The sequence below is a fragment of the Nocardia aurantiaca genome (genome assembly GCF_009708175.1).
In the GTDB taxonomy this organism is placed as follows: Bacteria; Actinomycetota; Actinomycetes; order Mycobacteriales; family Mycobacteriaceae; genus Nocardia; species Nocardia aurantiaca.
This window is the reverse complement of sequence record NZ_WMBB01000002.1, coordinates 358432-380457: the sequence shown is the minus strand read 5'-3', so window position 1 is coordinate 380457 and position 22026 is coordinate 358432. Positions and strand designations below refer to the sequence as shown.

Sequence of the window (22026 nt, the reverse complement as noted above, 5' to 3'; positions counted from 1 at the left end):
CGGCACCCGCCGTGGACCACGACGGCCCCGCGACGGGCGCTCACCGCCGCACCTCGTTGACGGCTTGGCCGTAGGACACCGGCACACCCGACGGGTGCTGGGCCAGGTAGCGCTGCACGGCTGCCGGAGTCGTGAAGGGCAGGTAGGTCTCGCCGTCGCGGACCCAGAGCGCCTTGTCGGCGAACCAGCGGGTGCCGAGCTCGGCGTCGGGCACGTAGGCGGCGCGCACCGTCTTCCCCTGTGCACGAGCCTGTTCGACGGCGCGCAGCAGGGCGGTGGGGTCGGCGACGGGCTGGGTGGCGTCCTGGCCGGAGAGCCAGAGCTCGCCGCCGGCGCCGGGCAGCGGATTGGCGGGGTTCGCCAGTTCGGCGTCGTAGTTCAGGCCGCGTTCCCGGTAGGCCTGTTGCAGCGCGGCCGGGTCGACGAACTTGTCGATATCGAGATCGGCGAAATCGCCGATCGACTTCAGGTACGGCACATCGTCTTTGAACGCGGTGATGAGCGCGGGCTTCAGCGTGGTGTCGAAGGAGGTTCCGCCGGGCCCGTTGTACAGGTACACGACCTCCGGGGGCAGCCCGGCGTTGTCGGCGACCACCTGCGCCGCCTCCAGGGCGTGCTGGTGGATGAAATCGGTCGCGTCGAGCTGGGCTTGCAGGAAGGCATTGAGCACCTCCGGGTGCTGCGCGGCGTAGTCGCGGCGGGTCACCACGCCGTGGAAGGTCGGGACGTTGAGTTCCGCGCCGTCGTAGAGCAGCTTGGCCTTGTTCTGGAACACCAGCAGCCCGGGCCAGGCCACGAACTGCGACAGCGCCGCCACCTGGCCGGATTCGAGTGCGGAGGAACCGATCTGGGGCTGCTGGTTGAGCACCTCGACGCCCAGCCTGGGGTCGATGCCCGCACGGGTGAGCGCCTGCACCAGGGTGCCGTGCCCGGCGGAGCCGACGCTGGCCGAGACCTTCTGCCCGGCGAGGTCGTTCAGGGACCGCGCCTTGGAGTCGGGCGCGACCACGACCATGTTCAGCGCGCCCCTGGGGTTGTAGCCGGTGATGGAGACCAACTCGGTCTTGGACCGCTCGTTGGCCTGGGTGCGGGAGCCGTTGATGAGCAGCGGATAGTCGCCCATCGAGCCGATGTCGATCTTCTCCGCCACCATCTGCGCGGTGATGGGCGCGCCGGTGTCGTAGTCCTGCCACTCCACCTGGTACTTCTTGCCGCCCTTCGCGCTCAGCGCGTCGAGTCGTTGTTCCAGAAAGCCCTTGGCCTTCAACAGGGTTCCGGCGGTGACGGTATTGATGGTCTTGGACTGGTAGCCGATGACGACCTTGACGGTGTCACCGCCACCGCTGCTTTCGAGCGAGCAGCCGGACGCGGTCAGGGCCAGGGCGGCGGCGAGCGCCGTCGCGGCGAGGCGGGCGGTGCGGTACTTCATGGGTTTTCCTCAACGCAGCAGGTAGGGCATATTGACGGTGACGGCGCCGGTGGGACAGCGGGCCGCGCAGGGGCCGCAGTACCAGCACTCGTCGACGTGCATGTACGCCGTGCCGTTGTCCGGGTTGATCGCCAGCGAATCCAGCGGGCAGATCTCCACGCACAGCGTGCAGCCCTGGATGCACAGCGATTCGTCGATGGTCACCGGGACGTCCACCCGGTGCCGGGCCAAAGCCATCTAGGTCAACCTCCAGTCGGTGCGCTCCGGTGGGCGGATCAGGCTGCCGCGCATGGTGATCCGGTCCCCGCGCATGCGGATGTATTCCAGGTCGACCGGGCGGCCGTCCTCGAGTTTGGTGAGCCGCTCGAGCAACAGCAGCGCGCCGCCCTCCGGCATTTGCAGGGTCATGGCCGAGTGCGCGTCGGCGGTGATGGCCTCCAGCGCGAGATCAGCGGAACCGAGGGGGCCGCCGCCGATCTGCTCGATGAGGGCGAAGATGTCATTGGTCTCGAGATCCCGGGCGATGACCTCGTCGCCGATGTCGGGGACCAGGTAGGTGAGGTCCAGGCTGAGCGGCAGGTCGCCCAGATAGCGCAGACGCTCGATATAGACGGCCGGTTGGCCGGGTTCGAGCAGCAGCTTGCGGGCGACCGCGGGCGGCGGGATGACGGGCCGCGCCGCGCGCACCTCGTTGCGCACGTCGCCGTGCCCGCGCAGGGTCTCCTTCAATCCGAGCAGCGCGTCGAGCCCGTGGTCATATTTGCGCCGGGCGACATGGGTGCCGATCTTCGGTGCGCGCTCGATGAGGCCCTCGTCCTTGAGCAGTGCGAGTGCGTCGCGCACCGTATTGCGCGACACCGCGAATTCAGCGGCCAGCTCCTGTTCGGAGGACAGCGCCTGGTCGAAGTATCCCGCGTGAATCTGCTGACGCAGTACATCCGCCACCTGGCGGGCGCGATCGGCCCGGCGTCCGGGGGCGCGCAACGGTATCGGTTCCGGCGACACGTGACTCCTTTCCGCGCCTTTGACCTGCGGTTTCAGAACTGTAGCGGCGGAATCTGGACAGCTTCGAGCGCTCACCGCGGGCCCCGGTGCGCGGTGCGGGTTTACGCCGCCCGACGATGCGCGCGGCCTGCCCGGATGCCGGGGAATCGGGGTATTGCGCCACCTGCTCACGGGACGCGGGCGTTGAAATCACCGTGATCGGAAGGCGGGTGCGCGGCGTCGGGCCGGACCGGTCCGGGTCTCTCCCGTGGTCGTGCTCGAGATCGCGCCCGCTTTCTCGAGATATGGGAAACGGGCGTGGCGTACGCCACTTTCGGTGACCGTGCCGCCCGCCGAGGCGTCTGACGTGAAACATCCACCGACACAAAAGATCCGGTCATACGGGGGATTGTTCGGAGGGTTTCGGGCGGGAGTGCCGTAACAGGCCCGGGCTGCCGGGAGGGTCGTGCGCGCCTTCCATTCCGCGTAATCGGAATGATACTTTGATCCCATGTCTGCCAGCCGCCCTCTCTTCGCGCCGCGGGTCACGTACGTGACCGTCGCGCTGGGCGTTCGGCTGCCGCGGCAACGGGAACTGTGTTGTCCCTGCCGTCGCGCAGCCGAGTTCTGACCCCGATTCCTGTTCGAATCCGGGTTCCTCGCTGCACCGCTGATTCCTCCATCTAGGCATTCGTCCCCCTGTCGGCAGGTGGGACCGCAGCAAGGATTTGCGAAAAGTGTCCAGCCCCACGCTCGAACGTCACCATTCCGCTGTCTCCGTCGCCACCGCGCGGCTGGCTCCGGCCCGCCCGGCGGTGCCGCCGGAGCTGCGCATCACCGACAATCCGGCGGCCGCCGTGCTGCGCGCCGCCACCCGAGGCCCCATCTTCCGCGATATCGCCGCGCAGACAACGGGTCTGAGTATCGCCACCGTGAATCGCCAAGTGTCCGCGCTGCTTTCGGCGGGGCTCTTGCGCGAACGCGCCGATCTGACCGCCTCCGGCGCGGTGGGCCGCCCGCGCGTGCCGTTCGAGGTCGACACCGACTCGTACGTGACGCTGGGTGTGCACATCGGCTCCACCGTCACCCGCATCGTGGCCGCGGACCTGTCCGGCCGCATCCTCGGCGGACTCGAGATCGCCACGCCCCAGACGGGTCAGGACGCGGCGCTGACCATAGTTGCCCGCAGCGCCAAGGCGTTCCTGGATCGGTTGCCGCGGCGGCGGCCGCTGTGGACCGGCGTGGCGCTGGCCGGACGGGTGGATTCCGCGGCGGGTGTGGTGGATCATCCGCGCCTGGGCTGGCAGGCCGCACCGGTGGCGGCGGTCTTCAGCAGCGTGCTGGATCTGCCGGTCTCGGTGTCCACGCACGTCGAGGCCATGGCCGCGGCGGAGTTGCTGCTGACCCCGCGCGAACCGGCCGAGGAGTCGCGGCCGGGCAGCAGCCTGTTCGTGTACGCGCGCGAAACCGCCGGTGTCGCGGTGACTCTGCACGATCGCGTGCACACCCCCGCCAACGGTCCCGGCTCGATCGCGCACCTGCCGACCGGCTCGGACGTGGATTGCACCTGCGGTCGGCGCGGCTGCTTGGAGGCCGCCATCGGTGAGCGCGCCCTGCTGGAGCGCGCCGTGCGCAAGGGCGTGCTGCCCAAGCCGGAGGCCCCGCGCCGCCCGGCGATCACCGATCTGTATCGGGCCGCCGATTCGGGCAATGCGGCCGCCCGAGGTCTGCTGATCGAGCGGGCCGAAATCCTGGGCCGCGCCGCGGCTCTGGTGCGCGACATGCTCAATCCGGACCGGGTGGTCCTGGGCGGCCAGGCGTTCACCGGTTGGCGGCCCGGGATGGAGCGGGTCGCCAGGGCCTTCGCGGAGTCGACCACGCTGCCCGCGGCCGATCTGCGAATCAGCCGATTCGGTGGCCGGGTCCAGGAATTCGCGGCCGCGGTCACCTCGGTGAGCGTGTTCTACGCGGATCCGCTGTCGGCCATGCGCCGGGCCACCCGGGCCCGCTAGACCGGTACGACGAAATCCCCGCCGGGCGTGCCCGGCGGGGATTTCGTTGTGGCCGAGAGGGTCGGGCCGGACGGTCCACGATCCGACCCGACCCCGTCCCGCACGCACGCGAGGCCCTTGCGCGCACTGCGGGTTTCCCCGCCGCCCGTCCCGGAGTCCCCCTCAGGGCGGGCGGCGGTGGTCTCAGGCGGCGCGCACCTGCGGGGTCAGGCCCCACTCGCGCGCCAGCAGGCGGTGGGAGTTCACCCGATCCTCATGATCGAAGGTGACACTGGTGACCAGGAGTTCGTCCGCGCCGGTCAGCCGTTGCAGGGCGTTCAGGCGGGCGGCGACGGTGGCCGGGGACCCCGTGAACTGGGTGGTGACCCGGTCGTCGACCAGGCGGCGCTGCTGGTCGGACAGCGGCGGCGCGGTATCGGGATCGAGGTATTCGGCCGCGCCGGCGCCGCTGCGAATGCTGTAGACCCAGTGGCCATAGGTGCCTGCCAGGCGCTGGGCGGTGGCGTCGTCCTCGGCGACCACCACGTCGGCGGAGACCACCAGATATGGGCGCGGGAAGCGGGCCGACGGGCGGAAAGCCGCCCGATACGCCTCCACGGTTTCCACGATGGTGCCGGGCGACACATGGTAGTTCGCCGCGAACGGCAGGCCCAATCGTCCGGCCAGCTGTGCGCTTTCGCCACCGCTGCTGCCGAACAACCAGGGCTGTAGGGCCGCGCCCTCACCCGGGACCGCGTGCAGGTCGATGCCGTCGGGCGTGACATAGGTGCCGTCGAGCAACGCGAGGATCTCCGCGATCTGCTCGGTGTAGGGCAGTGGTCGCGCGCCCGGCAGATGCAGTGCCTCCAAACCCGCTCGCACCCTGGAGAAGTCGAGTAGCTGGCCGGGGAAGAACGGCGGCGGGATCACCACTCCATCGCGGACCTCGGTGGGCCGATCCGGTGCGGGCACCGGGGGTACGCCCGCCGACCGCACCTGTTCGCCGCGGTGCCCGGAGCGGCCGAGCCCCAGATCCAGGCGACCCGGATACAGGGCGTCGATGGTGCCGAAGGCCTCCACCACCGAGATCGAGGTGTGGTGGCCGAGTTGCACGGCCGCGGATCCGACGCGGATGGATTCGGTTGCGGCGGCGATCAATCCGATGAGGGTGGCCGGAGCGGCACTGGCCACCCGCACGAAATGGTGTTCGGCGACCCAGAACCGATGGTAGCCGAACCGTTCCGCCTGTCTGGCCAGGTCGATGCTGTTGCGCACCGCCTGCTGCGGTGTCGAGCCCGCGCTGATCGGGGCCAGGTCCAGGACCGAGAGCGGGATGGTCATGCCGAGTGCCCCTTGCGCGGATCCTGTTCGCCCGCAGCGACAGCCAACGGCAGCCTGTTCTCCGCCGGCGCCAGCGGGCAGGTGGCGTAGTCGGTGAACGCGCACGGCAGATTGACCGCGCGGTTGAAGTCGAGGAGCACCGTGCCGTCGGCGTCGGGCTCGGACAGGTCCAGCCGGCGCGCACCACCGTAGGTGGTGACGCCGCTGGTGGCGTCGGTGAAGAGCACGTGCAGGCCGTGGGCCGGGCTGCCGAACACCACGAGCCGCCGCGCGACGCCGTCGAGCGTGACAGTGACGCTGCCGCTGGCATTGTGGTGATGTCGCAGTCCCTCGACCACCGCGCCGGTGGTTACCACCCGGGCCTCGTCGAAGGGTTCGAACAGGCCGGTGACGACCCATTTGGGGTCCGGCGGATAGACGGGGATCTCGGTGAAGGCGGCCAGGGTCGGTGAGGCCGGATCGTGGATGCGCAGGGCGAACTGGCCGGTCCGGCGGATCACCTCGATGAGGCGGTCACCGGTGCGGACCTCGAGTCCCGGCGCGCCTTCGCCCGGAGTGAGTACGGCCGAACTCGCGATCGGCGCACCGTCCAGCGACAGCAGTCCGGATTCCTCGGATTCGACCGACACATGGACGTTCTCGCCGTCGGCGTGCCAGCGGCCGGGTAGCCCGTCGATCGTCTCGTCCTGTTCCCCGAGCCAGTGCAGGCCCGTCAGGCTGAGCCAGCCCAGGGGTTGGCGGGCCCAGTCGGCGCGTTCGGCGCGGAAGGCGGCCCACTGCTGGTCGGATGCGGTGGCGGTGGCGGTCATGAGGCGCGGACTCCTTCGGTGCCGTGATGGGGGTGGCGGGCGTTGCGATGGGGGTGACGCAGACCCAAATGGTCGCGCAGGGTCGTGCCGGTGTACTCGGCGCGGAAGCTGCCCAGGGACTGCAGTTCCGGGATGACCTTGTCGACGAACTCGTCGAGACCGGTCGGGGTGAGATGCGGGACCAGCACGAAACCGTCGGCGGCGTCGGACTGGACATAGCGGTCGATCTCGGCGGCCACCTGCCGAGGCGTGCCCACGAACTGCTGGCGGGCGGTGGTGGCGATGACGAGTTCGCGAATGGACAGGTGCTCGGCGGCGGCCCGGGACCGCCAGTCCGCGGCGACGGCGCGCGGATCGCGGGTGTGTCGGACCCGGCCGCGGGTGATGGTCACGTCCTCGGCCGGGTCGATGTCCGGCAGCGGGCCATCCGGGTCGTAGGCGGAAAGATCGCGGCCCCATATCTGTTCGAGGAAGGCGATGGCGGTCTGCGGCGTCACCTGCTGGAGGCGGATGTGGCGGGCGCGTTCGACCGCCTCGGCCGCGGTGTCGCCGAGCACGAACCCGGCGGCGGGCATGATCTTGAGATCGTCGCGACCGCGCCCATACTTGGCGAGGCGGTCCTTCACGTCCTGGTAGAACCGCTGCCCGTCATCGAGCTCGCCGTGGGCGCTGAAGATGACATCGGCCTTGGCGGCGGCGAATTCGCGGCCCTCGTCCGAGTCGCCGGCCTGGATCTGCACCGGATAGCCCTGCGGACTGCGCGGCAGTACGAACGGCCCGTCGATCTCGAACTGGTCGCTGGTGAACCGCACCCGCGGCACGTCCCGGGCGAAAACCCCGCGCTCCCGGTCGATCACGAGCGCATCGGCCGGCCAGCTGTCCCACAGCGCGCGAGTGGCGTCGACCACCTCATGCGCGCGCGTATAGCGTTTGGCGTGCTCCAGATAGCCGCCGCGCCGGAAGTTCTCGCCGGTGAAGGCGTCCGAGGAGGTCACCGCGTTCCAGGCGGCGCGGCCGCCGGAGAGGTGGTCCAGCGTCCCGAATTGCTTTGCCAGCTCGAAGGGTTCGTTGAACGTGGTGTTGATGGTCCCGGCCAGTCCCAGGTGTGTGGTGACCGCGGCCAGGGCGTTGAGCACCGTGAAGGTGTCGGGGCGGCCCACCACGTCCAGGTCGTGGATGAGGTCGCGGTGTTCGCGCAGGCGCAGGCCCTCGGCCAGGAAGAAGAAGTCGAACAGTCCGCGCTCGGCGGTGCGGGCCAGGTGGACGAAGGAGTCGAAGGCGATCTGGCTGCCCGCCTCCGGGTCGGTCCACACGGTGTGGTGGTTGACGCCCGGGAAGTGGGCGGCGAGGTGAATCTGCTTGCGTATCCGATGGTCCGGCATGGTGGCTCCTCAGATGTGGGCGTAGCGGTTCGCCGGACGCGGCAGACCGATACGTTCGCGCAGGGACGGGGTCAGGGCGGGCAGGTGGCGCAACGCGGCGGCCAGCGCGAGCGGCCGCAGCACCACACCATCCGCGGCACAGTCGGTTTCGACGCGGCGCAGGATGTCGCGGAGTTCGGCGGCAGTGCCGATGTGGAACACCGTCGCCGGGGCTGGGGTGGCGATCCACTCCTCCAGCTGGGCGACCTCGGCGGCGGCCGCGTCCACGGTGTCCGCCAGATGGATGTCGATGTCGAGCAATACCCGGACCTGGTTGGGGTCGCGCCCGGCGGCGGCCACGGCGGAGCGCAGTTCGGCGCGGGTGGCGGCCGCGGTCGTGAGATCCGGTGCGGCAACCCGGATCAGGTCGGCGCGGTGCACGGCCACGCGGGTGCTGTGCGGATCGGCGGCGCGCACCGCGACCGGCGGCTGCCCCTGCGGCGGGCGCGGGGTGATGGACGGGCCCTTCACCGAGAAATGCTCGCCGGCGAAGTCGATGTAGTGCAGCTTGGCGCGGTCGATGAAGCGGCCGGTGGGCGTGTCGCGGATCTCGGCATCGTCCTCCCAGCTGTCCCACAGCCGGGACACCACCTCGACCGCCTCGTCCGCCTCGCGCCAGCGGGACCGGTCGTCCTGCTCCGGCTTGCGGCCGAACAGGGCCGCCTCCCCCGCCGAGACGGCGACCTCCCAGCCCGCCCGGCCCTGCGTGGCGAAGTCCAGGCTGGCAATGGCTTTGGAGAGGTGGAAGGGCTCGGTGTGGGTGACCGACGCCTGCGGGATCAGCCCGATGCGCCGGGTCGCCGCGGCCGCCCGCGCGGCCACCGCCACCGCGTCCAGGCGGCCGAGCGCACCGGACGATTGCAGGGTGAACGCGTCCGGCAGGAAGGCCAGGTCGAGGCCCGCGTCCTCGGCGGCCCGCAGCGCGTGCACCCAGTAGCCGGCGTCGAAGAGGTCCTCGGCGCGGGAGTCGGCGCGACGCCAGGAGGCGGGGTGCGCACCGGTGCCGGACAGTTCCAGGCCCAGCAGCAGCGGAGTCGTTCGCGGCATCAGGCTGTCCTTTCGATCGGAAGGGGGACGTCGGGCACGGTGGCCCGGGGGACGGCCGCGAGCAGCTCGCGGGTGTAGTCGTTGCGCGGATTGCCGAAAAGGTCTGCCGTGGCGGCGGTTTCGACGACGCAGCCCTGGCGCATGACGACCACGCGGTCGGCCAGGCGGCGGACCACGGCCAGGTCGTGGGAGATGAACAGGTAGGCCAGATCCAGCTCGGCTTGCAGGCGTTCGAGCAGGTCCAGGATCTGCGCCTGCACCGAGACATCCAGGGCCGACACCGGTTCGTCGAGGACCAGCAGGTCCGGGCGCAGCGCCAGGGCGCGGGCGATGGCGACGCGCTGCCGCTGGCCGCCGGAGAGCTCGGCGGGGCGGCGGTCCAGGTAGGAGGTGGGCAGCGCGACCTGCTCGAGCAGTTCGCCCGCCGCCTTGCGGCGTCCCCGCCGATCGCCGATCTTGAATGCCGCCAAGGGTTCCGACACGATCTTGCCGATGGTCAGCGTGGGATTCAGCGAGACGTACGGGTTCTGGTAGACGACCTGGATACGGCGACGCAGGGCGCGCAGTCCGGCGCCGCGCAGGGCGGTGATGTCCTGGCCGTCGAAAGTGACGGCGCCCGCGTCGGGCTCGGTGAGTCGGGCGAGGATGCGGGCGGTGGTGGACTTGCCGGAGCCGGATTCGCCCACCAAGGCCAGGGTTTCGCCGCGATCGATCTCCAGGGAGACGTCGTCGACGGCGGTGACCGTGAAATCTCCTGTGACACGGAACGACTTGCGCAGGCCGGTCGCCGACAACAGCGGAGTCGAATGTGAACGGCCCGGGCGCGGACGCTCGTTCCGATCGAGGCTCGGGACGGCGGCGATCAGCTGTTTCGTGTACTGGTGCTGTGGATTGCCCAGTACCTCTGCCGCCGTGCCCGTTTCGACGATCAGTCCGTTTCGCATGACCGCGATGCGGTCCGCGCGCTCGGCGGCCACGGCCAGGTCGTGGGTGATGAGCAGGACCGCGGTGTCGGATTCGGCCGTGCGCTGGGCGAGGTGGTCGAGAATGCGGCGCTGCACGGTGGCATCCAGGGCGCTGGTCGGCTCGTCGGCGATCACCAGTTCCGGGCCGCAGGCCAGGGCGATGCCGATGAGCACGCGCTGCCGCTGGCCGCCGGAGAGGTCCTGGGGATACTGCCGCGCCCGCACCTCCGGACGATCCAGCCCGGCTTGCTCCAGAATCCGCACCGCCTCGATCCGGGCCGTCCGGCGGCCGGCGCGGCCATGAATGCGCAGCACCTCCCCCACCTGGTCACCGATGCGCAGCACCGGATTCAGCGAGGTGCCGGGATCCTGCGGGACCAGGCCGATGCGCGCACCGCGAAGCCGTCGCAGCGCCCGCTCAGGGGCGTGCTCGATTCGCTCTCCCGCGAAGGTGATCTCGCCCGCGGTGACGCGTCCGCCAGAGAGCAACCCGATCACCGCGTGCGCGAGAGTCGACTTGCCCGAACCTGATTCGCCTACCAGCGCCACCGTCTCGCCGCGCCGCACCGCCAACGAGACGCCGCGGACGGCGGCCGTCGTCCCGGTGCCGCCCCGGTACTCGACCTGCAGCCCCTCGATATTCAACAGCATGCCGTCGCGTCGGCCCGACACATCGCTCGCAGGTCTCCGCAGGTCGATATTCATCGCGTTTCTCCCTTCTGGAGGGCGCGGGCAATCCGCTGGGTGGACAGCACGAGTACGACGATCACCAGCCCCGGCAGGGTGGTCAGCCACCATGCGGTGGCCAGGAACGCGCGGCCGTCCGACACCAGCGATCCCCACTCCGGCGTCGGCGGCACCGCGCCGTAGCCGAGGAAGCTCAGCGAAGCCACGAACAGGACCGCGACCCCGAAGTCGACCGCCGCCAGCGCCGCCACCGGCCCGTACGCATTGCGCAGCACGTGGCGGAACAGCACGGTGTGCCACCGCACCCCGGAGGCGAAGGCGGCCTCCACATACGGGGCGCGCCGCACCCGCAGTACTTCACCGCGCATTACCCGCGCGAATCGGGCGATGAGCGAAACACCCACGGCGACAGCCACATTGCGAGTGCCCAGCCCCAGCACTGTGATCATGGCGAGCGCGACCAGCAGATCCGGGATGGACAGCAGCACATCGACCACCCGCATGAGCGCGGTGTCCACCGGGCCGCCCGCCCCGCCCGCCACCAGGCCCAGCAGCGATCCCGCGACCAGTCCGAGCAGCACCGCGAAGACGGTGGCGCTCACCGAGAGCCCGGTCCCGTGCACCACCCGCGTGTACAGATCCCGCCCGAGATTGTCGGTCCCGAACCAGTGCTCCGCGCTCGGCCCCCGCAGCTTCTGCGCCGGCACGCCGCGCAGCGGATCACCGCTCGCGAACAACGACGGCGCGACCGCCCAGACCAGCACGAGCAGCACGACCGTCCCGGCGGCGAGCAGGCCGAGATTGCGACGCACCCATGCTGCCCGGCGCACCAGCGTGATCCGCAGCTCACTGTTTTCGGGTCCCGGCGCCGACGGCCGCTCCGGTCGGGCGTCAGGTTCGGCGGTCACGGCGGGATCGGTCAGCACCGCGACGGGTTCGTACCCGGCCGCGGCGTCAGACATCGATCCGCGCTTCGTCGTCGAGCACGTGAACCACGTCGTCGAATTCCCAGTAGGCGATGCCGGGATCCAGGAGCGGGTGGGTCAGGGCGATGACGCGCCGTCGCGAACGCGGCCCCGACGGCACACGCAGCCGCTCGCGCAGATTCCGGATGAGGTGGCGGCCGTCAGGCATGCGCGCGCTCCTTCCGTGCATCCCGGTGCACCACACGGGGATCCAAGAGTGGATAGGCGAGATCGATGAGCAGGTTGACCGTGACGAAGACCAGTGCGGCGAACACGACGATCCCCTGCACCACCGGAATGTCCTCGTGCAGCACCGACTCCTGGGTCAGGCGGCCCAGTCCCGGCCGCGAGAACACGGTCTCGGTGACCACCGAGCCGGCCAGCACCTGACCGACCCACAGACCCGCCACGGTGAGCGCGGGGGTCGCGGCGGGCCGCAGCACATGACGCAGCTGCACCCACCAGCGCGACGCGCCCTTGGCGAAGGCGACCTCCACGAACGGCTGCCGCCAGGTGGCGACCAGACTGCTGTAGAGGACCTGCGCGATCACCGCACCGACCGGGATGGCGAGGGTGATCGCGGGCAGGAGTGTGCCGCGCAACCCCGTCCCGCCGAGGGCGGGGACGAGTCGCAGCCGGAACGAAAAAAGTTGCAGCAGCAGCAATCCCACCCAGAAGCCGGGCATGGACGCCCCGATCGGCGGCAGCGCCGTGAGCAGGCCGCGCAGCCAGGGCCGCACGGTGTAGGCGGCGGCCAGGGCGAGCCCGGTGCCGCCCAGCGCCGCCAGCAGCAGGCCCAGGCCGGCCAACGCCACAGTCGAGGGCAGCGCGTCGGCCAGGGCGCGGGTGACGGTCTGGCCGCTGAAGAGTGAATGGCCCAGATCGCCGCGCACCGCGTGGGTGAGCGCCGTCCAATACTGCGTCCACAGTGGTTGGTCCAGGCCGTATCTGGCGCGCATCTCCGCGACGGCCGCAGCGTCCACGGGGGTGCCGGTGACGGCATTGACGGCCATGTCCACCGGATCGCCGGGCAGCAGGTACAGCACCACGAACGACAGCGTGAACGCCGCCCAGAGCACGCCCACCGCCTGAAGCACCCGTCCGATCACGTAGCGGCCCATGGGATTACCGCCGCAGCCAGGTGTCGTGGAACTGCAACCGGGCCGACGCCTCGAACTTCACCCCGGCCACGTTCTTGCCGACACCGATGGCCTGGGACAGTTCGATGGTCGGAATCCACAGCCCCTGGTCCAGCACCGCGGATTGGGCGTCGCCGATGATGCGGGACCGCGCGGCCGGGTCGGTGGCCGACAGCTGCTGGGAGAGCAGGGAATCCAGCGGCTCGGCCGGGCCGCGGGCATTCAGGTTGCGCTGGTCCAGCGCGAAGGTGGTGCGCAGGATGTCGCCGTCGGCACGGGTCGAGTTGTAGTAGTCGAAGTCGAAGTCCTTGGCGTTCTGGCGCACATTCGACTCCGCCACCGACAGCGGCTCCAGGCGCAGGTCGAAACCGACGGCCCGCAGCTGCTGCTGGGTCAGTTCGAGAATGGCCTGATTGCCCGCGAAGACCGGGGTGAAGATGACACCCGCCGCGAGCCGCTGACCGTCCTTGACCCGGATGCCGTCCGCGCCGGGCGCCCAGCCCGCCTGGTCGAGCAGTTTCTTCGCGGCGTCCGGGTCGTATTTCACCCGGCTCGAAAGATCCACATAACCCGGGGTCTTCGAGGCGAGCACGCTGGTGGCGACCGTGAACTGCGGGCCCAGCACCGTGTCCACCAGTTCCTTGCGGTTGATGGCGGGCACCAGTGCCGCCCGCACCGCCGGGTCGCGCAGCGGGCCGCGGGTGACATTCACCTGGAGTCCGAACGGGACGCCCGGATTGGCGGTGAACTGCACTCGGCCGCCGCCCGCCTCGATCTGCGGAATGTCCTGCGGCAGCGCGTCACTGACCGCGTCGAGCTGGCCGGAGGCGAGACTGCCGGTGCGGACGCCGGATTCGGGGACCACCGTGAACACGATGCGGTCCAGGTGAGCCTCGCCCTGGGTGGCGAAAACCGCCGAGCCCCAGGCATATCCGGGGCGCTTGGTCAGGGTCGCGGAGGTGTTCTGCTTCCATTCGGCATAGGTGAACGGGCCGCTGCCGATATTCGCGCCCAGGCACCGGTCGTCGGCGGACGCGGCGACCGTGGCATCGGACTGGATTCCCAGCTGCGGTGTCGAAGTCGCCTGCAGGAACTGGGCATTCGGGGTGGAGAAGTCCACCCGCACCGTGCGCGGATCCGTCGCCGTGCTGCCGGTGTACCCGGCCAGGTAGCTCGCGGCCAGCGGCGCTTTGACCCCGCCGAGGGCGACGATGGAGTCGAAGTTCTTGCGCACCGAATCGGCGGTGAGCGGGGTGCCGTCGCTGAAGGTGACGCCGTCCTTCAGATGGAAGGTGAACGACTTGGCGTCCGGGGAGACCGTCCAGCTGTCGGCCAGCCACGGCTTCAGCTCACCGGTGTCGGGATCCTGGTCCACCAGTGAGTCGACGATCTGCCGGGTCACGTAGATGGTCTGGTTCGTCGCCGACTGCGCCGGATCCGAGCAGGTCGGGGCCAGCGACAGGCCGTAGCGCAGGGTGCCGCCCGCCTGCGGCGGACCCGCCGGCTCGCCGGAGTTCTCGGTGCTTGCGCCACCGCACGCGGCGAGCGTGAGGGTGGCGGCCAGCGCGCCGGCGAACGCCAGGGGACGCGTGGCTCTCGCGGCGAGGGAATGGTTCATCGGAGGTCTCCGGAGGGGTAGCGATCGCCGCCGAGCGGGCGGCTGGGAATATGGCGGCGCAGTTCCGGGGCGACCTCGGCCTGGAAGAGTTCCAGGCTGTCGCGGTGCTGGATCTCGGTGCGGCCGTCCGCGTCGGCGCTGAGGTGGATCACCTCGTGGCCGAACCGCTCGTGGTAGCGGCTCACCTTGTCCAACACCTGTTCCGGACTGCCGATGAGGGCCGAGGAACGGGCGGCGAAGTCCTCCACGGTCTCGAAGACGATGGGTACGCCGAACTTCCGCGCCACGGCCTGCCTCGCCTCGAAGACCGGGCGATACAGATCCAGCGCTTCCTGCGAGGTGCGGGTCACCAGGAACCCAGCGGTACCCGCGCCGACCAGCGCCTCGGCGGGGTCATGGCCGTAGGCCGCCCAGCGCTCCCGGTAATGGTCGACCAGGTCCGCGTAGGGCTCGATCGGATAGGTGACATTCGCCGAGAACAGCGGATCCCCGTGCCGCGCGGCATAATCCGCGGATTCCCGACTGGTGGCGCTGCCGTGCCAGATGCGCAGGCGCGGCTGCAACGGGCGGGGCAGCGCCTTGGCCTCGGTCAGCGATGGCCGGAAACGGCCCTCCCAGGTGACGTTGTCGCTGTCCCAGAGCTTGCGGAACAGCTCATAGCCCTCGCGATTGCGATCCCACTGATCGTCGGTGGTGACGTGGAACAGCTTGGCCTGCGCCGCGCCGTTGCCCTTGCCGATGATGAGCTCCAGGCGCCCGTCGGAGAGATTGTCCAGGGTCGAGTAGTCCTCGAAGGCGCGCACCGGATCGAGCAGGCTCAGTGTGGTGACGCCGGTGAACAGAGCCAGGCGGGCGGTGACGGCCGCGATATGGCTCAGCACCACCGGCGGGGCCGCGGAGATGAACGGATCCTCATGCCGCTCCCCCACCGCGAAACCGTCGTAGCCGAGATCCTCGGCCAGCCGGGCGCTGTCGACCACCCGGCGCAGGCGCTGCCGGGCTGACTCGGTGTCACCCGTCACCGGGTCGGGAGTGTGCGTGATGAGCGTCAGGAGCAGGAATTTCATGCCGGGATCGCCTCCGCGCCCTCGCCGACCGCCAGGTACTTCTCGAACGGATGCACGTGGCCGACTTCCTTCACGACATCGCGCGGCAACGCGGTGTACCCGGCCGCGGTGTACAGCGCGACCGCCTCCGGCTGGCGCGGCCCCGTGGTCAGGTAGATGCGCCGGTAGCCGCGGCGGGCGATCTCGGTCTCCAGCTGTTCGAGCACGAACCGGCCCAACCCCTTGCGCCGGTGCGCGCTCGCCGTCCAGATCCGCTTCAGTTCGGCGGTTCGGTCGTCATAGCGCTGGAACGCGCCACCCGCCACCGGTTCTCCGTCCTCCACGACGATCAGGAGGTCGCCGTGCGGCGGGGCGAAATGGCTCGCCGAATAGCCGGTCAGGTCCGCGTGCACCTCGCCGGGGGTGCGGCCGTAGCGGCTGCTGTATTCGATGGCCAGCTCCGCCAGCAGCGGCGCGGCCAGCGGATCGTGCTGTCCGACGTGGAATACGGTGCGCGACACGCTCATCCCTTCTTCTTCGGTAGTCCGGGCGGATTGATCCGAGACTGCGGTACGGCCTCGTCGCCCAGGCCCCAGCGGTCCAGGACCTGCTTGTAGAGCCCGTTGTCGATGGCGTACTGGAGAGCCGCCCGCAGCGGTCCGGCCAGGCCGTTGTCCTTCTTGGTCAGAACGCCGATTTCGGCCTGGAGGGCGTCGCCCGCGCCGGAGAGGGTCGTGACCACCTTGGTCTGGCCGCTTGCGGCGGCGTGATATCGGGCTGCGGGATTGGGGCCGAGATAGCCGTCGAGGCGTCCGGAGGACAGCGCCAGGTAGTAGTCGCCGGCCTTCTCGTAGTAGACGAGATCGATCTTGGGCAGGCCCTCGGCGAGGTTGTCCTCGTTCCATTTCACCAGCAGCTGTTCCTGATTGGTGCCGGACCCGACGCCGATCTTCCTGCCCGCCAGCGACTTCCGGTCCTTATAGGTCCACGTCGCGTCCTTGGGCACCTCGAGGGCGATATTGTCGAGGCGGTAGGTGGCGAAGTCGTACTTCTCCTTGCGCTCCTCGGTGACGGTGGCATTGCTGATGAAGACGTCCGCCTCGCCCGAATCGATTTTCACGAAGTTCTGCGCCCAGTCGCCGATGCGGGTGTCCACCTTCAGTCCGAGGATGTCGGCGATGAGGTAGGAGATGTCGGTGTCGGAGCCGATCGGGGTGCGGTCGTCGGTGGCGTAGAAGCGCAGCGGCGGTGTGGCGCCGACCGAACCGGTCACCACCAGCGTGCCGCGATCTCGCACGGCCGTGGGCAGTTGCGCCGCGATGGCGTCCACCTTGGTGGCGTGCACGCGGCCCGGCTGCTGCGGCGACAGGTCGTAGCTGAGCCCGTTGACGGTATCGGAGCTCCGGACACCGCCGTCGCCGGCGCCGCCACAGGCGCTCGCGAACAGGCCGAGTACGGTGAGCGCGATAAGCGCGGTGATCCGTCTGCGACGGCTCGCCAGAGACATGGGCGTTTCCTTACCTGGTGCTCAGAGGACGTGTGCGAGAAAGGCTTTGGTGCGCGGGTGCGACGGGTTGTCCAGCACCTGCGCGGGCGGACCCTGTTCGACGACGCGACCGGCGTCCATCAGCACCACGGTGTCGGCGACCTCGCGGGCGAAACCGATCTCGTGCGTGACGATCACCAGGGTCGAGCCGCCGCGGGCGAGATCCTGGATGACATCGAGGACTTCGCCGACCAGCTCCGGATCGAGCGCGGAGGTGGGCTCGTCGAACAGCACCACCTCCGGCCGTAGGGCCAGGGCCCGCGCGATGGCCACGCGCTGCTGCTGCCCGCCCGACAGCCGACTCGGATACTCGTCGGCCTTGTCCGCCAAGCCGACTCGCGCCAGCAACTCCAGCGCCTCGGCGTTCACCTCGGCCTTGGGGCGGTGTTGGGCGGCCACCGGCGCCAGTGCCACATTCTCCCGAACCGTCAGGTGCGGAAAGAGATTGAAGTTCTGGAAGACGAAACCGATGCGCGCCCGCTGCCGCAGGATCTCGCGCTCATGCAGCTCATAGAGCTTGTCGCCCTTACGGCGGTAGCCGATCAGCCCGCCGCCCACCCGGACGGTGCCGCCGTCCACCTGCTCGAGATGGTTGATGGTGCGCAGCAGCGTCGACTTGCCCGAACCCGACGGGCCGAGGATCACCGTGACCTCGCCGGGGCGGACGGCCAGATCGATGCCGGACAGCACCTCGTTGCGGCCGAAGGATTTTCGAACACCGCGTAATTCGATCGCGAATTCGCTCATCGCCGGTCCCCGCCTTTCGCACTCGCGGAACGGCTTTCGCGGGAACTGCGTCCTCTCGAAAAGTGCCGCTCGATATAGAACTGAATGACGCTCAGGACGGTGGTGAGCAGGATGTACCAGGCCGTCGCCACCATGAGCAGCGGCACCACCCGGCCATTGCGGCCGTAGATCACCTGAACCTGATAGAACAGCTCGGCAATGGCCATGGTCGACACGATCGAGGTGCCCTTGAAAAGACTGATCACCTCATTGGCGGCATTCGGCAGAATCCCGCGCATGGCCTGCGGCGCCACGATGGTGAAGAATTGCCGCCGCCACGGCAGACCCAGCGACCGGGCCGCCGCCCACTGCCCCTCGTCCACCGAGATGATCCCGGCCCGGATGATCTCCGCCGAATATGCGGCCTGATGCAGCGCCAAACCGATGACAGCCGCGGTGAATCCGCTGATCACGCCATTGGTCTGGAACCGCGCGAACTCCGGCCCGAACGGAATCCCCAGCGACAGCGTCTTGTACAGGTAGGCCAGGTTGAACCAGAACAGCAGCTGCACGATCAGCGGAATCGAGCGGAACGCCCACACATAGGTCCAGGAGATCGCCCGCAGCACCGGATTCCGCGACAGCCGGCCCACCGCCAGCCAGATCCCCAGGAAGAACCCCAGCAGGGTGCCCCAGAAGGTCAGCTCCAGCGTCACGGTCAATGCCGACAGCACCGACTTCGCGGTAATGTACTGCGCGAAAGTGCCCCATTCCCAGCCCGGATTGGTGATCAGGCCGTGCGCGAACTGCGCGACCAGCACCAGCGCGATCGCTCCCGTGACCCAGCGCCATGGGTGGCGGGTACGGACGATCGGCAGATCTCCGTCATCGTGTCCAGCTTCCCGCTCGGTCTGCGCGGTCGCCGCCAGCGTGCTCATGGATTCGTCCTCCATCGGTCCTGGCGGAAGCACCCGCACCACGTGCGCGGGGGTTGCTGCGATGTCTGCGAGCCAGGTCTCTCGATCGCTCTGGATGGTGGTGACGACGATACGAATTCCGGCAGTGCGTGTCGCCGGTCCGGATCAGCGTGAATTCAATGGCATGACAGTCGATTTCCGGACTTACGGTGGAAGCGCGGAAATCAGCCGACGGCTTCGTCGCGCTCCGGGTCCGGGTCGTGGAGGGCGCGGAAACCGCTGCGGTGGAAGACCAGCGGCTCGGATTCCGGGCGCGCGCCGATGCGGTGGACCCGCAACAGCACCACGGCGTGGTCGCCCGCCGGAACCTGTTCGTGCACCGAGGTTTCCAGCCAGGCGGTCGCTCCGGCCACGAAGGCGGCGCTCCCGTTCCCGGCTCGCAGCTCGACATTGCGGAACCGATCCCCGCGCCGCGAACTCAGCCCGCGCGCCGCCGCCTCCTGTTCACCGGCGAGCAGGCTCAACCCCAGCCGGTCGGCCTGCTCCAGCCGCGGCCAGGTCTCCGACGTGTACTGAATGCAGATCGACACCAGTGGCGGATCCAGCGATACCGGCACGAAAGTGCTCGCCACCAACCCATACGGAGTCCCGCCGATGCGCGCGCACACCGCCACCACTCCGCTGGGAAAGTGCGCGAACGTCCGCCGCAGATCGGCCCCGTCGGCCGGAGTCAGCGCGGCAGCCGCGCCGTGAATGGAGGTCAGCTCGCCCATCACCCCACTTCAGCACCGGCGCGCGCCCGGTGACAGGATTGTGCTCACACCGATCGCAAGTCGCGAGCCGACCGCGGTCGCGGTGCGGGACAGTGCGAAACCCCCGCCCAGCAGGGTGCCGGACGGGGGTCGACCAGATCTTCGCGACAGGGTCGCTATTACTTCGTCGGCGGCGCGACGATGTGCGGCTGGTTGATGGTGACGAAGTAGTTGTACACGGCGGCGATGGTGACCGGGGCTGTCACGAACAGCTGACCGGCCAGGGTTCCCAGGAAGCCGACCGTGGCAGCGCCGAGGACGCAGCCGCCGAGCGGGCCGAGGCCGAACAGGGTGGCCAGCGCGCCGGTGGCAACCAGACCCGCGCCGATGCCGGCGACGCAACCGACGGCCGCGCCACCGATACCGCCGACCAGGGTGGCGATGGTGGCGCCGGTGCTGATGGTGTCCTTCATGCGGTTCCAGGCGGCCTGCTCACGGTCGTAGTCGCTCTTGAACGGCGCCTGGTCCTCGTAGGGCAGGTTGATCGGCTTGTAGACCGCGTGGTCCATGTCGTACTGCGGGGTCAGGGTCGCGGTGTGATCCGCGATCTCCGTGGCGATCGGGAATTCGAAGTCGTCGACCCGGAAGTTCAGCGGCAGACCGGCCAGCACGGTGCCGTTGTCGGCCTTGATCTTGAAAGCGCCGTCCTCGACCACCATGGAACCGCCATCGGTGTGGATGATGGTATTGGTGTCGGAAGTCGTTGCGGCGTAGTCGATAACGCCATTGTCGGCGGCGGGGGCCGCATTGACGGTGCCGGCGGTGACGCCCATGGCGGCGATGACCAACGCCGCGGTGGCGGCGAAATTCTTGATGCGCATTTCCCTTTGTTTCCTCATCAGGCAGTCCGCAGGTATGGACCGCATGATCGAAACGGCCCGACGCGAACGAAGTATGTATCCGGGGTGCTGAACCGATGAACAATCGCACCGGTGAACAGTTGAAATGGGAAACCCGCCCGGCGATACGGCCGAGCGGGTTGTCCCGATGAGGTATTCGCTGATGCGTATAAAGCCCCTCGCTCTTACTTGGCCGGGGCGGCGATGTGCGGCCCGTTGATGGTGGAGAAGTACTGGATCGCGGCGGCGATGGCGACCGGCGCGGTGATCAAGATCTGACCGGCCAGGGTGCCCAGGAAGCCGACCGCGCTAGCGCCGAGGACACAGCCGCCGAGCGGGCCGAGGCCGAACAGACCGGCCAGCGCGCCGGTCGCGACCAGGCCCGCGGCCACACCCGCGACACAACCGACGGCCGCGCCGCCGATACCACCGACCAGGGTGCCGATGGTGGCGCCGGTGCTGATGGTGTCCTTCATGCGGTTCCAGGCAGCCTGCTCACGGTCGTAGTCCGACTTCCAGGGAGCCTGGTCCTCGTAGGGCAGGGCGACCGGCTTGTAGACCGCGTGGTCCATGTCGTACTGCGGGGTCAGGGTCGCGGTGTGATCCGCGATCTCCGCGGCGATCGGGAACTCGAAGTCGTCGACGCGGAAGCTCAGCGGCATCTTCGCCACGACGGTGCCGTTGGCGGCCTTGATCTCCAGGTTGCCATTGTCGTTGACCAGCGAACCGGCGTCGGTGCGCAGGATGCTGCTGGTGTCGGTGGTGGTGACCGCGTAGTTGATGGCGCCGTTGTCGTCGGCGGCCGGGGCAGCGTTCACGGTGCCGGCGGTGACGCCCACAGCGGCGACGACGAGCGCGGATACCGCAGCGAATTTCTTGAGACGCATGTGTTTTCGGGATTCCTCTTGAGATGAGCGGATGCGCCCCAGGGGAACAAGGTCAGGTGTAGCCCCTGGGACCCAGTGATGGAAACCGGCCATTACAAACGCAATGTGGCTCGTTGGTTCCAACGCAGTGAACCTTTGCCCATCGGTTGCCGAAACTGCCTACTTGGCAGGCGTGAACGGCTGATTGATAGTCGTGAAGTACTGCACCGCGGCGGCGATCGCGACCGGAGCCGTGACGAACAACTGACCGGCGAGGGTACCCAGGAACCCGACGGTCGCCGCACCCACCACGCAGCCCGCGAGCGGGCCCGCGCCGAACAGGGTCGCCAGCGCACCGGTTGCCACCAGGCCGACGCTGACACCGGCGACGCAGCCCAGCGCCGCGCCACCGAGGCCGCCGACCAGCGTGCCCACGGTCGCGCCCAGGCCGATGGTATCGCGCAGGCGGCCCCAGGCGGCCTGCTCGCGGTCGTACTGGGTCTTCCAGGGAGCCTGATCCTCGTAGGGCAGCGCGACCGGCTTGTAGACCGCGTGGTCCACATCGAGCTGCGGGGTCAGGGTCGCGGTGCGGTCGCTGACCTGCGCCGCGATCGGGAACTCGAATTCGTCGACGCGGAACTTCAATTCCGTACCGGCGACGGTGATTCCATTGGCCGCCTTGATCTTCAGCGCCCCGTCCTCGACCACCAGCGAACCGGCGTCGGTGCGAATGACCGTGCCGGCGTCGGTGGTCTGGGCGGTGTAGTTGATCGCACCCTCATCGACCTTGGCCGGACCGGCGTACGCTGTTCCGGCCGTCACACCCGTTGCCGCGATCGTCAATGCCGCGATCCCGGCGAATTTCCTCATCTTCATTC

General features: G+C 69.3%; 22 protein-coding genes and 1 riboswitch. Of the genes, 1 reads left to right on the top strand and 21 read right to left on the bottom strand.

The window, feature by feature from the left end:
• Window positions 1–40 precede the first annotated feature (40 nt).
• The 3 genes from GLP40_RS05070 to GLP40_RS05060 are packed head-to-tail and all read right to left on the bottom strand — an operon-like array spanning window position 41 to window position 2434.
• Complete coding sequence (locus GLP40_RS05070; protein ID WP_154786625.1) at window positions 41–1429, bottom strand: ABC transporter substrate-binding protein; 1389 nt, start codon at window positions 1427–1429, stop codon at window positions 41–43.
• A gap of 9 nt (window positions 1430–1438) precedes the next feature.
• Complete coding sequence (locus GLP40_RS05065; RefSeq protein ID WP_154786624.1) at window positions 1439–1666, bottom strand: 4Fe-4S dicluster domain-containing protein; 228 nt, start codon at window positions 1664–1666, stop codon at window positions 1439–1441.
• Window positions 1667–2434, bottom strand: coding sequence for a GntR family transcriptional regulator (locus GLP40_RS05060; RefSeq protein ID WP_328289703.1), 768 nt, complete (start codon window positions 2432–2434; stop codon window positions 1667–1669).
• Between the two features lie 716 nt (window positions 2435–3150).
• Between GLP40_RS05060 and GLP40_RS05055 the strand changes: the two genes are divergently transcribed.
• Entirely contained in the window at window positions 3151–4425 is a 1275-nt protein-coding gene (locus tag GLP40_RS05055) for an ROK family protein (protein WP_328289702.1), read from the top strand.
• Window positions 4426–4608: 183 nt separating this feature from the next.
• Here GLP40_RS05055 and GLP40_RS05050 read toward each other — a convergent pair whose 3' ends face one another.
• The 18 genes from GLP40_RS05050 to GLP40_RS04965 all read right to left on the bottom strand — a co-directional run bounded on the left by GLP40_RS05050 (window position 4609) and on the right by GLP40_RS04965 (window position 22024).
• Window positions 4609–5745: an LLM class flavin-dependent oxidoreductase gene (locus tag GLP40_RS05050; RefSeq protein WP_154786623.1), complete on the bottom strand. Its 1137-nt coding sequence runs from the start codon at window positions 5743–5745 to the stop codon at window positions 4609–4611.
• On the bottom strand, window positions 5742–6554 hold the full coding sequence (locus tag GLP40_RS05045) for a DUF1684 domain-containing protein (protein ID WP_154786622.1): 813 nt from the start codon (window positions 6552–6554) through the stop codon (window positions 5742–5744). The genes GLP40_RS05050 and GLP40_RS05045 overlap by 4 nt, the downstream gene beginning before the upstream one ends.
• Window positions 6551–7936: an NtaA/DmoA family FMN-dependent monooxygenase gene (locus GLP40_RS05040; protein ID WP_154786621.1), complete on the bottom strand. Its 1386-nt coding sequence runs from the start codon at window positions 7934–7936 to the stop codon at window positions 6551–6553. The genes GLP40_RS05045 and GLP40_RS05040 overlap by 4 nt, the downstream gene beginning before the upstream one ends.
• A gap of 9 nt (window positions 7937–7945) precedes the next feature.
• Entirely contained in the window at window positions 7946–9022 is a 1077-nt protein-coding gene (locus GLP40_RS05035; protein ID WP_154786620.1) for an LLM class flavin-dependent oxidoreductase, read from the bottom strand.
• The gene (locus GLP40_RS05030) at window positions 9022–10692 is read right to left on the bottom strand and encodes a dipeptide ABC transporter ATP-binding protein (protein WP_407671533.1); all 1671 of its coding nucleotides are present in this window, start codon (window positions 10690–10692) and stop codon (window positions 9022–9024) included. Before GLP40_RS05030 ends, GLP40_RS05035 begins: the two co-directional genes overlap by 1 nt.
• Window positions 10689–11636 (bottom strand): ABC transporter permease, encoded by a 948-nt coding sequence (locus tag GLP40_RS05025; protein ID WP_154786619.1) that lies wholly within the window; start codon window positions 11634–11636, stop codon window positions 10689–10691. Before GLP40_RS05025 ends, GLP40_RS05030 begins: the two co-directional genes overlap by 4 nt.
• Window positions 11629–11808, bottom strand: coding sequence for a hypothetical protein (locus tag GLP40_RS05020; RefSeq protein ID WP_154786618.1), 180 nt, complete (start codon window positions 11806–11808; stop codon window positions 11629–11631). Before GLP40_RS05020 ends, GLP40_RS05025 begins: the two co-directional genes overlap by 8 nt.
• Window positions 11801–12760 carry an ABC transporter permease gene (locus GLP40_RS05015; protein WP_154786617.1) on the bottom strand — a complete coding sequence of 320 codons (960 nt, stop codon included), beginning with the start codon at window positions 12758–12760 and terminating at the stop codon, window positions 11801–11803. Before GLP40_RS05015 ends, GLP40_RS05020 begins: the two co-directional genes overlap by 8 nt.
• A 4-nt stretch (window positions 12761–12764) precedes the next feature.
• Window positions 12765–14396, bottom strand: coding sequence for an ABC transporter substrate-binding protein (locus GLP40_RS05010; protein WP_154786616.1), 1632 nt, complete (start codon window positions 14394–14396; stop codon window positions 12765–12767).
• Window positions 14393–15463: an LLM class flavin-dependent oxidoreductase gene (locus GLP40_RS05005; RefSeq protein ID WP_154786615.1), complete on the bottom strand. Its 1071-nt coding sequence runs from the start codon at window positions 15461–15463 to the stop codon at window positions 14393–14395. Before GLP40_RS05005 ends, GLP40_RS05010 begins: the two co-directional genes overlap by 4 nt.
• Window positions 15460–15969, bottom strand: a complete 510-nt coding sequence (locus GLP40_RS05000) for a GNAT family N-acetyltransferase (RefSeq protein ID WP_154786614.1) — start codon at window positions 15967–15969, stop codon at window positions 15460–15462. Before GLP40_RS05000 ends, GLP40_RS05005 begins: the two co-directional genes overlap by 4 nt.
• A complete protein-coding gene (locus GLP40_RS04995; RefSeq protein WP_154786613.1) occupies window positions 15966–16949 on the bottom strand; it encodes an ABC transporter substrate-binding protein in 984 nt (327 codons plus the stop codon). Before GLP40_RS04995 ends, GLP40_RS05000 begins: the two co-directional genes overlap by 4 nt.
• 21 nt (window positions 16950–16970) lie before the next feature.
• On the bottom strand, window positions 16971–17735 hold the full coding sequence (locus GLP40_RS04990) for an amino acid ABC transporter ATP-binding protein (protein ID WP_154786612.1): 765 nt from the start codon (window positions 17733–17735) through the stop codon (window positions 16971–16973).
• Window positions 17732–18652, bottom strand: coding sequence for an amino acid ABC transporter permease (locus GLP40_RS04985; protein WP_154786611.1), 921 nt, complete (start codon window positions 18650–18652; stop codon window positions 17732–17734). The genes GLP40_RS04990 and GLP40_RS04985 overlap by 4 nt, the downstream gene beginning before the upstream one ends.
• Before the next feature lie 8 nt (window positions 18653–18660).
• Window positions 18661–18753: riboswitch (SAM riboswitch) on the bottom strand.
• Between the two features lie 102 nt (window positions 18754–18855).
• Window positions 18856–19404: a flavin reductase family protein gene (locus tag GLP40_RS04980; protein ID WP_154786610.1), complete on the bottom strand. Its 549-nt coding sequence runs from the start codon at window positions 19402–19404 to the stop codon at window positions 18856–18858.
• A gap of 158 nt (window positions 19405–19562) precedes the next feature.
• Window positions 19563–20264 (bottom strand): hypothetical protein, encoded by a 702-nt coding sequence (locus tag GLP40_RS04975; protein ID WP_154786609.1) that lies wholly within the window; start codon window positions 20262–20264, stop codon window positions 19563–19565.
• 203 nt (window positions 20265–20467) lie between these two features.
• Entirely contained in the window at window positions 20468–21169 is a 702-nt protein-coding gene (locus tag GLP40_RS04970; RefSeq protein ID WP_154786608.1) for a hypothetical protein, read from the bottom strand.
• A 159-nt stretch (window positions 21170–21328) separates the two neighbouring features.
• Window positions 21329–22024: a hypothetical protein gene (locus GLP40_RS04965; RefSeq protein ID WP_154786607.1), complete on the bottom strand. Its 696-nt coding sequence runs from the start codon at window positions 22022–22024 to the stop codon at window positions 21329–21331.
• Window positions 22025–22026: the final 2 nt, after the last annotated feature.

Coding starts and splice junctions, on each gene's coding strand:
- GLP40_RS05070 (WP_154786625.1), bottom strand. CDS start 1,429: ATGAAGTACCGCACCGCCCGCCTCGCCGCGACGGCGCTCGCCGCCGCC.
- GLP40_RS05065 (WP_154786624.1), bottom strand. CDS start 1,666: ATGGCTTTGGCCCGGCACCGGGTGGACGTCCCGGTGACCATCGACGAA.
- GLP40_RS05050 (WP_154786623.1), bottom strand. CDS start 5,745: ATGACCATCCCGCTCTCGGTCCTGGACCTGGCCCCGATCAGCGCGGGC.
- GLP40_RS05045 (WP_154786622.1), bottom strand. CDS start 6,554: ATGACCGCCACCGCCACCGCATCCGACCAGCAGTGGGCCGCCTTCCGC.
- GLP40_RS05040 (WP_154786621.1), bottom strand. CDS start 7,936: ATGCCGGACCATCGGATACGCAAGCAGATTCACCTCGCCGCCCACTTC.
- GLP40_RS05035 (WP_154786620.1), bottom strand. CDS start 9,022: ATGCCGCGAACGACTCCGCTGCTGCTGGGCCTGGAACTGTCCGGCACC.
- GLP40_RS05030 (WP_407671533.1), bottom strand. CDS start 10,692: ATGAATATCGACCTGCGGAGACCTGCGAGCGATGTGTCGGGCCGACGC.
- GLP40_RS05025 (WP_154786619.1), bottom strand. CDS start 11,636: ATGTCTGACGCCGCGGCCGGGTACGAACCCGTCGCGGTGCTGACCGAT.
- GLP40_RS05020 (WP_154786618.1), bottom strand. CDS start 11,808: ATGCCTGACGGCCGCCACCTCATCCGGAATCTGCGCGAGCGGCTGCGT.
- GLP40_RS05015 (WP_154786617.1), bottom strand. CDS start 12,760: ATGGGCCGCTACGTGATCGGACGGGTGCTTCAGGCGGTGGGCGTGCTC.
- GLP40_RS05010 (WP_154786616.1), bottom strand. CDS start 14,396: ATGAACCATTCCCTCGCCGCGAGAGCCACGCGTCCCCTGGCGTTCGCC.
- GLP40_RS05005 (WP_154786615.1), bottom strand. CDS start 15,463: ATGAAATTCCTGCTCCTGACGCTCATCACGCACACTCCCGACCCGGTG.
- GLP40_RS05000 (WP_154786614.1), bottom strand. CDS start 15,969: ATGAGCGTGTCGCGCACCGTATTCCACGTCGGACAGCACGATCCGCTG.
- GLP40_RS04995 (WP_154786613.1), bottom strand. CDS start 16,949: ATGTCTCTGGCGAGCCGTCGCAGACGGATCACCGCGCTTATCGCGCTC.
- GLP40_RS04990 (WP_154786612.1), bottom strand. CDS start 17,735: ATGAGCGAATTCGCGATCGAATTACGCGGTGTTCGAAAATCCTTCGGC.
- GLP40_RS04985 (WP_154786611.1), bottom strand. CDS start 18,652: ATGAGCACGCTGGCGGCGACCGCGCAGACCGAGCGGGAAGCTGGACAC.
- GLP40_RS04980 (WP_154786610.1), bottom strand. CDS start 19,404: ATGGGCGAGCTGACCTCCATTCACGGCGCGGCTGCCGCGCTGACTCCG.
- GLP40_RS04975 (WP_154786609.1), bottom strand. CDS start 20,264: ATGCGCATCAAGAATTTCGCCGCCACCGCGGCGTTGGTCATCGCCGCC.
- GLP40_RS04970 (WP_154786608.1), bottom strand. CDS start 21,169: ATGCGTCTCAAGAAATTCGCTGCGGTATCCGCGCTCGTCGTCGCCGCT.
- GLP40_RS04965 (WP_154786607.1), bottom strand. CDS start 22,024: ATGAAGATGAGGAAATTCGCCGGGATCGCGGCATTGACGATCGCGGCA.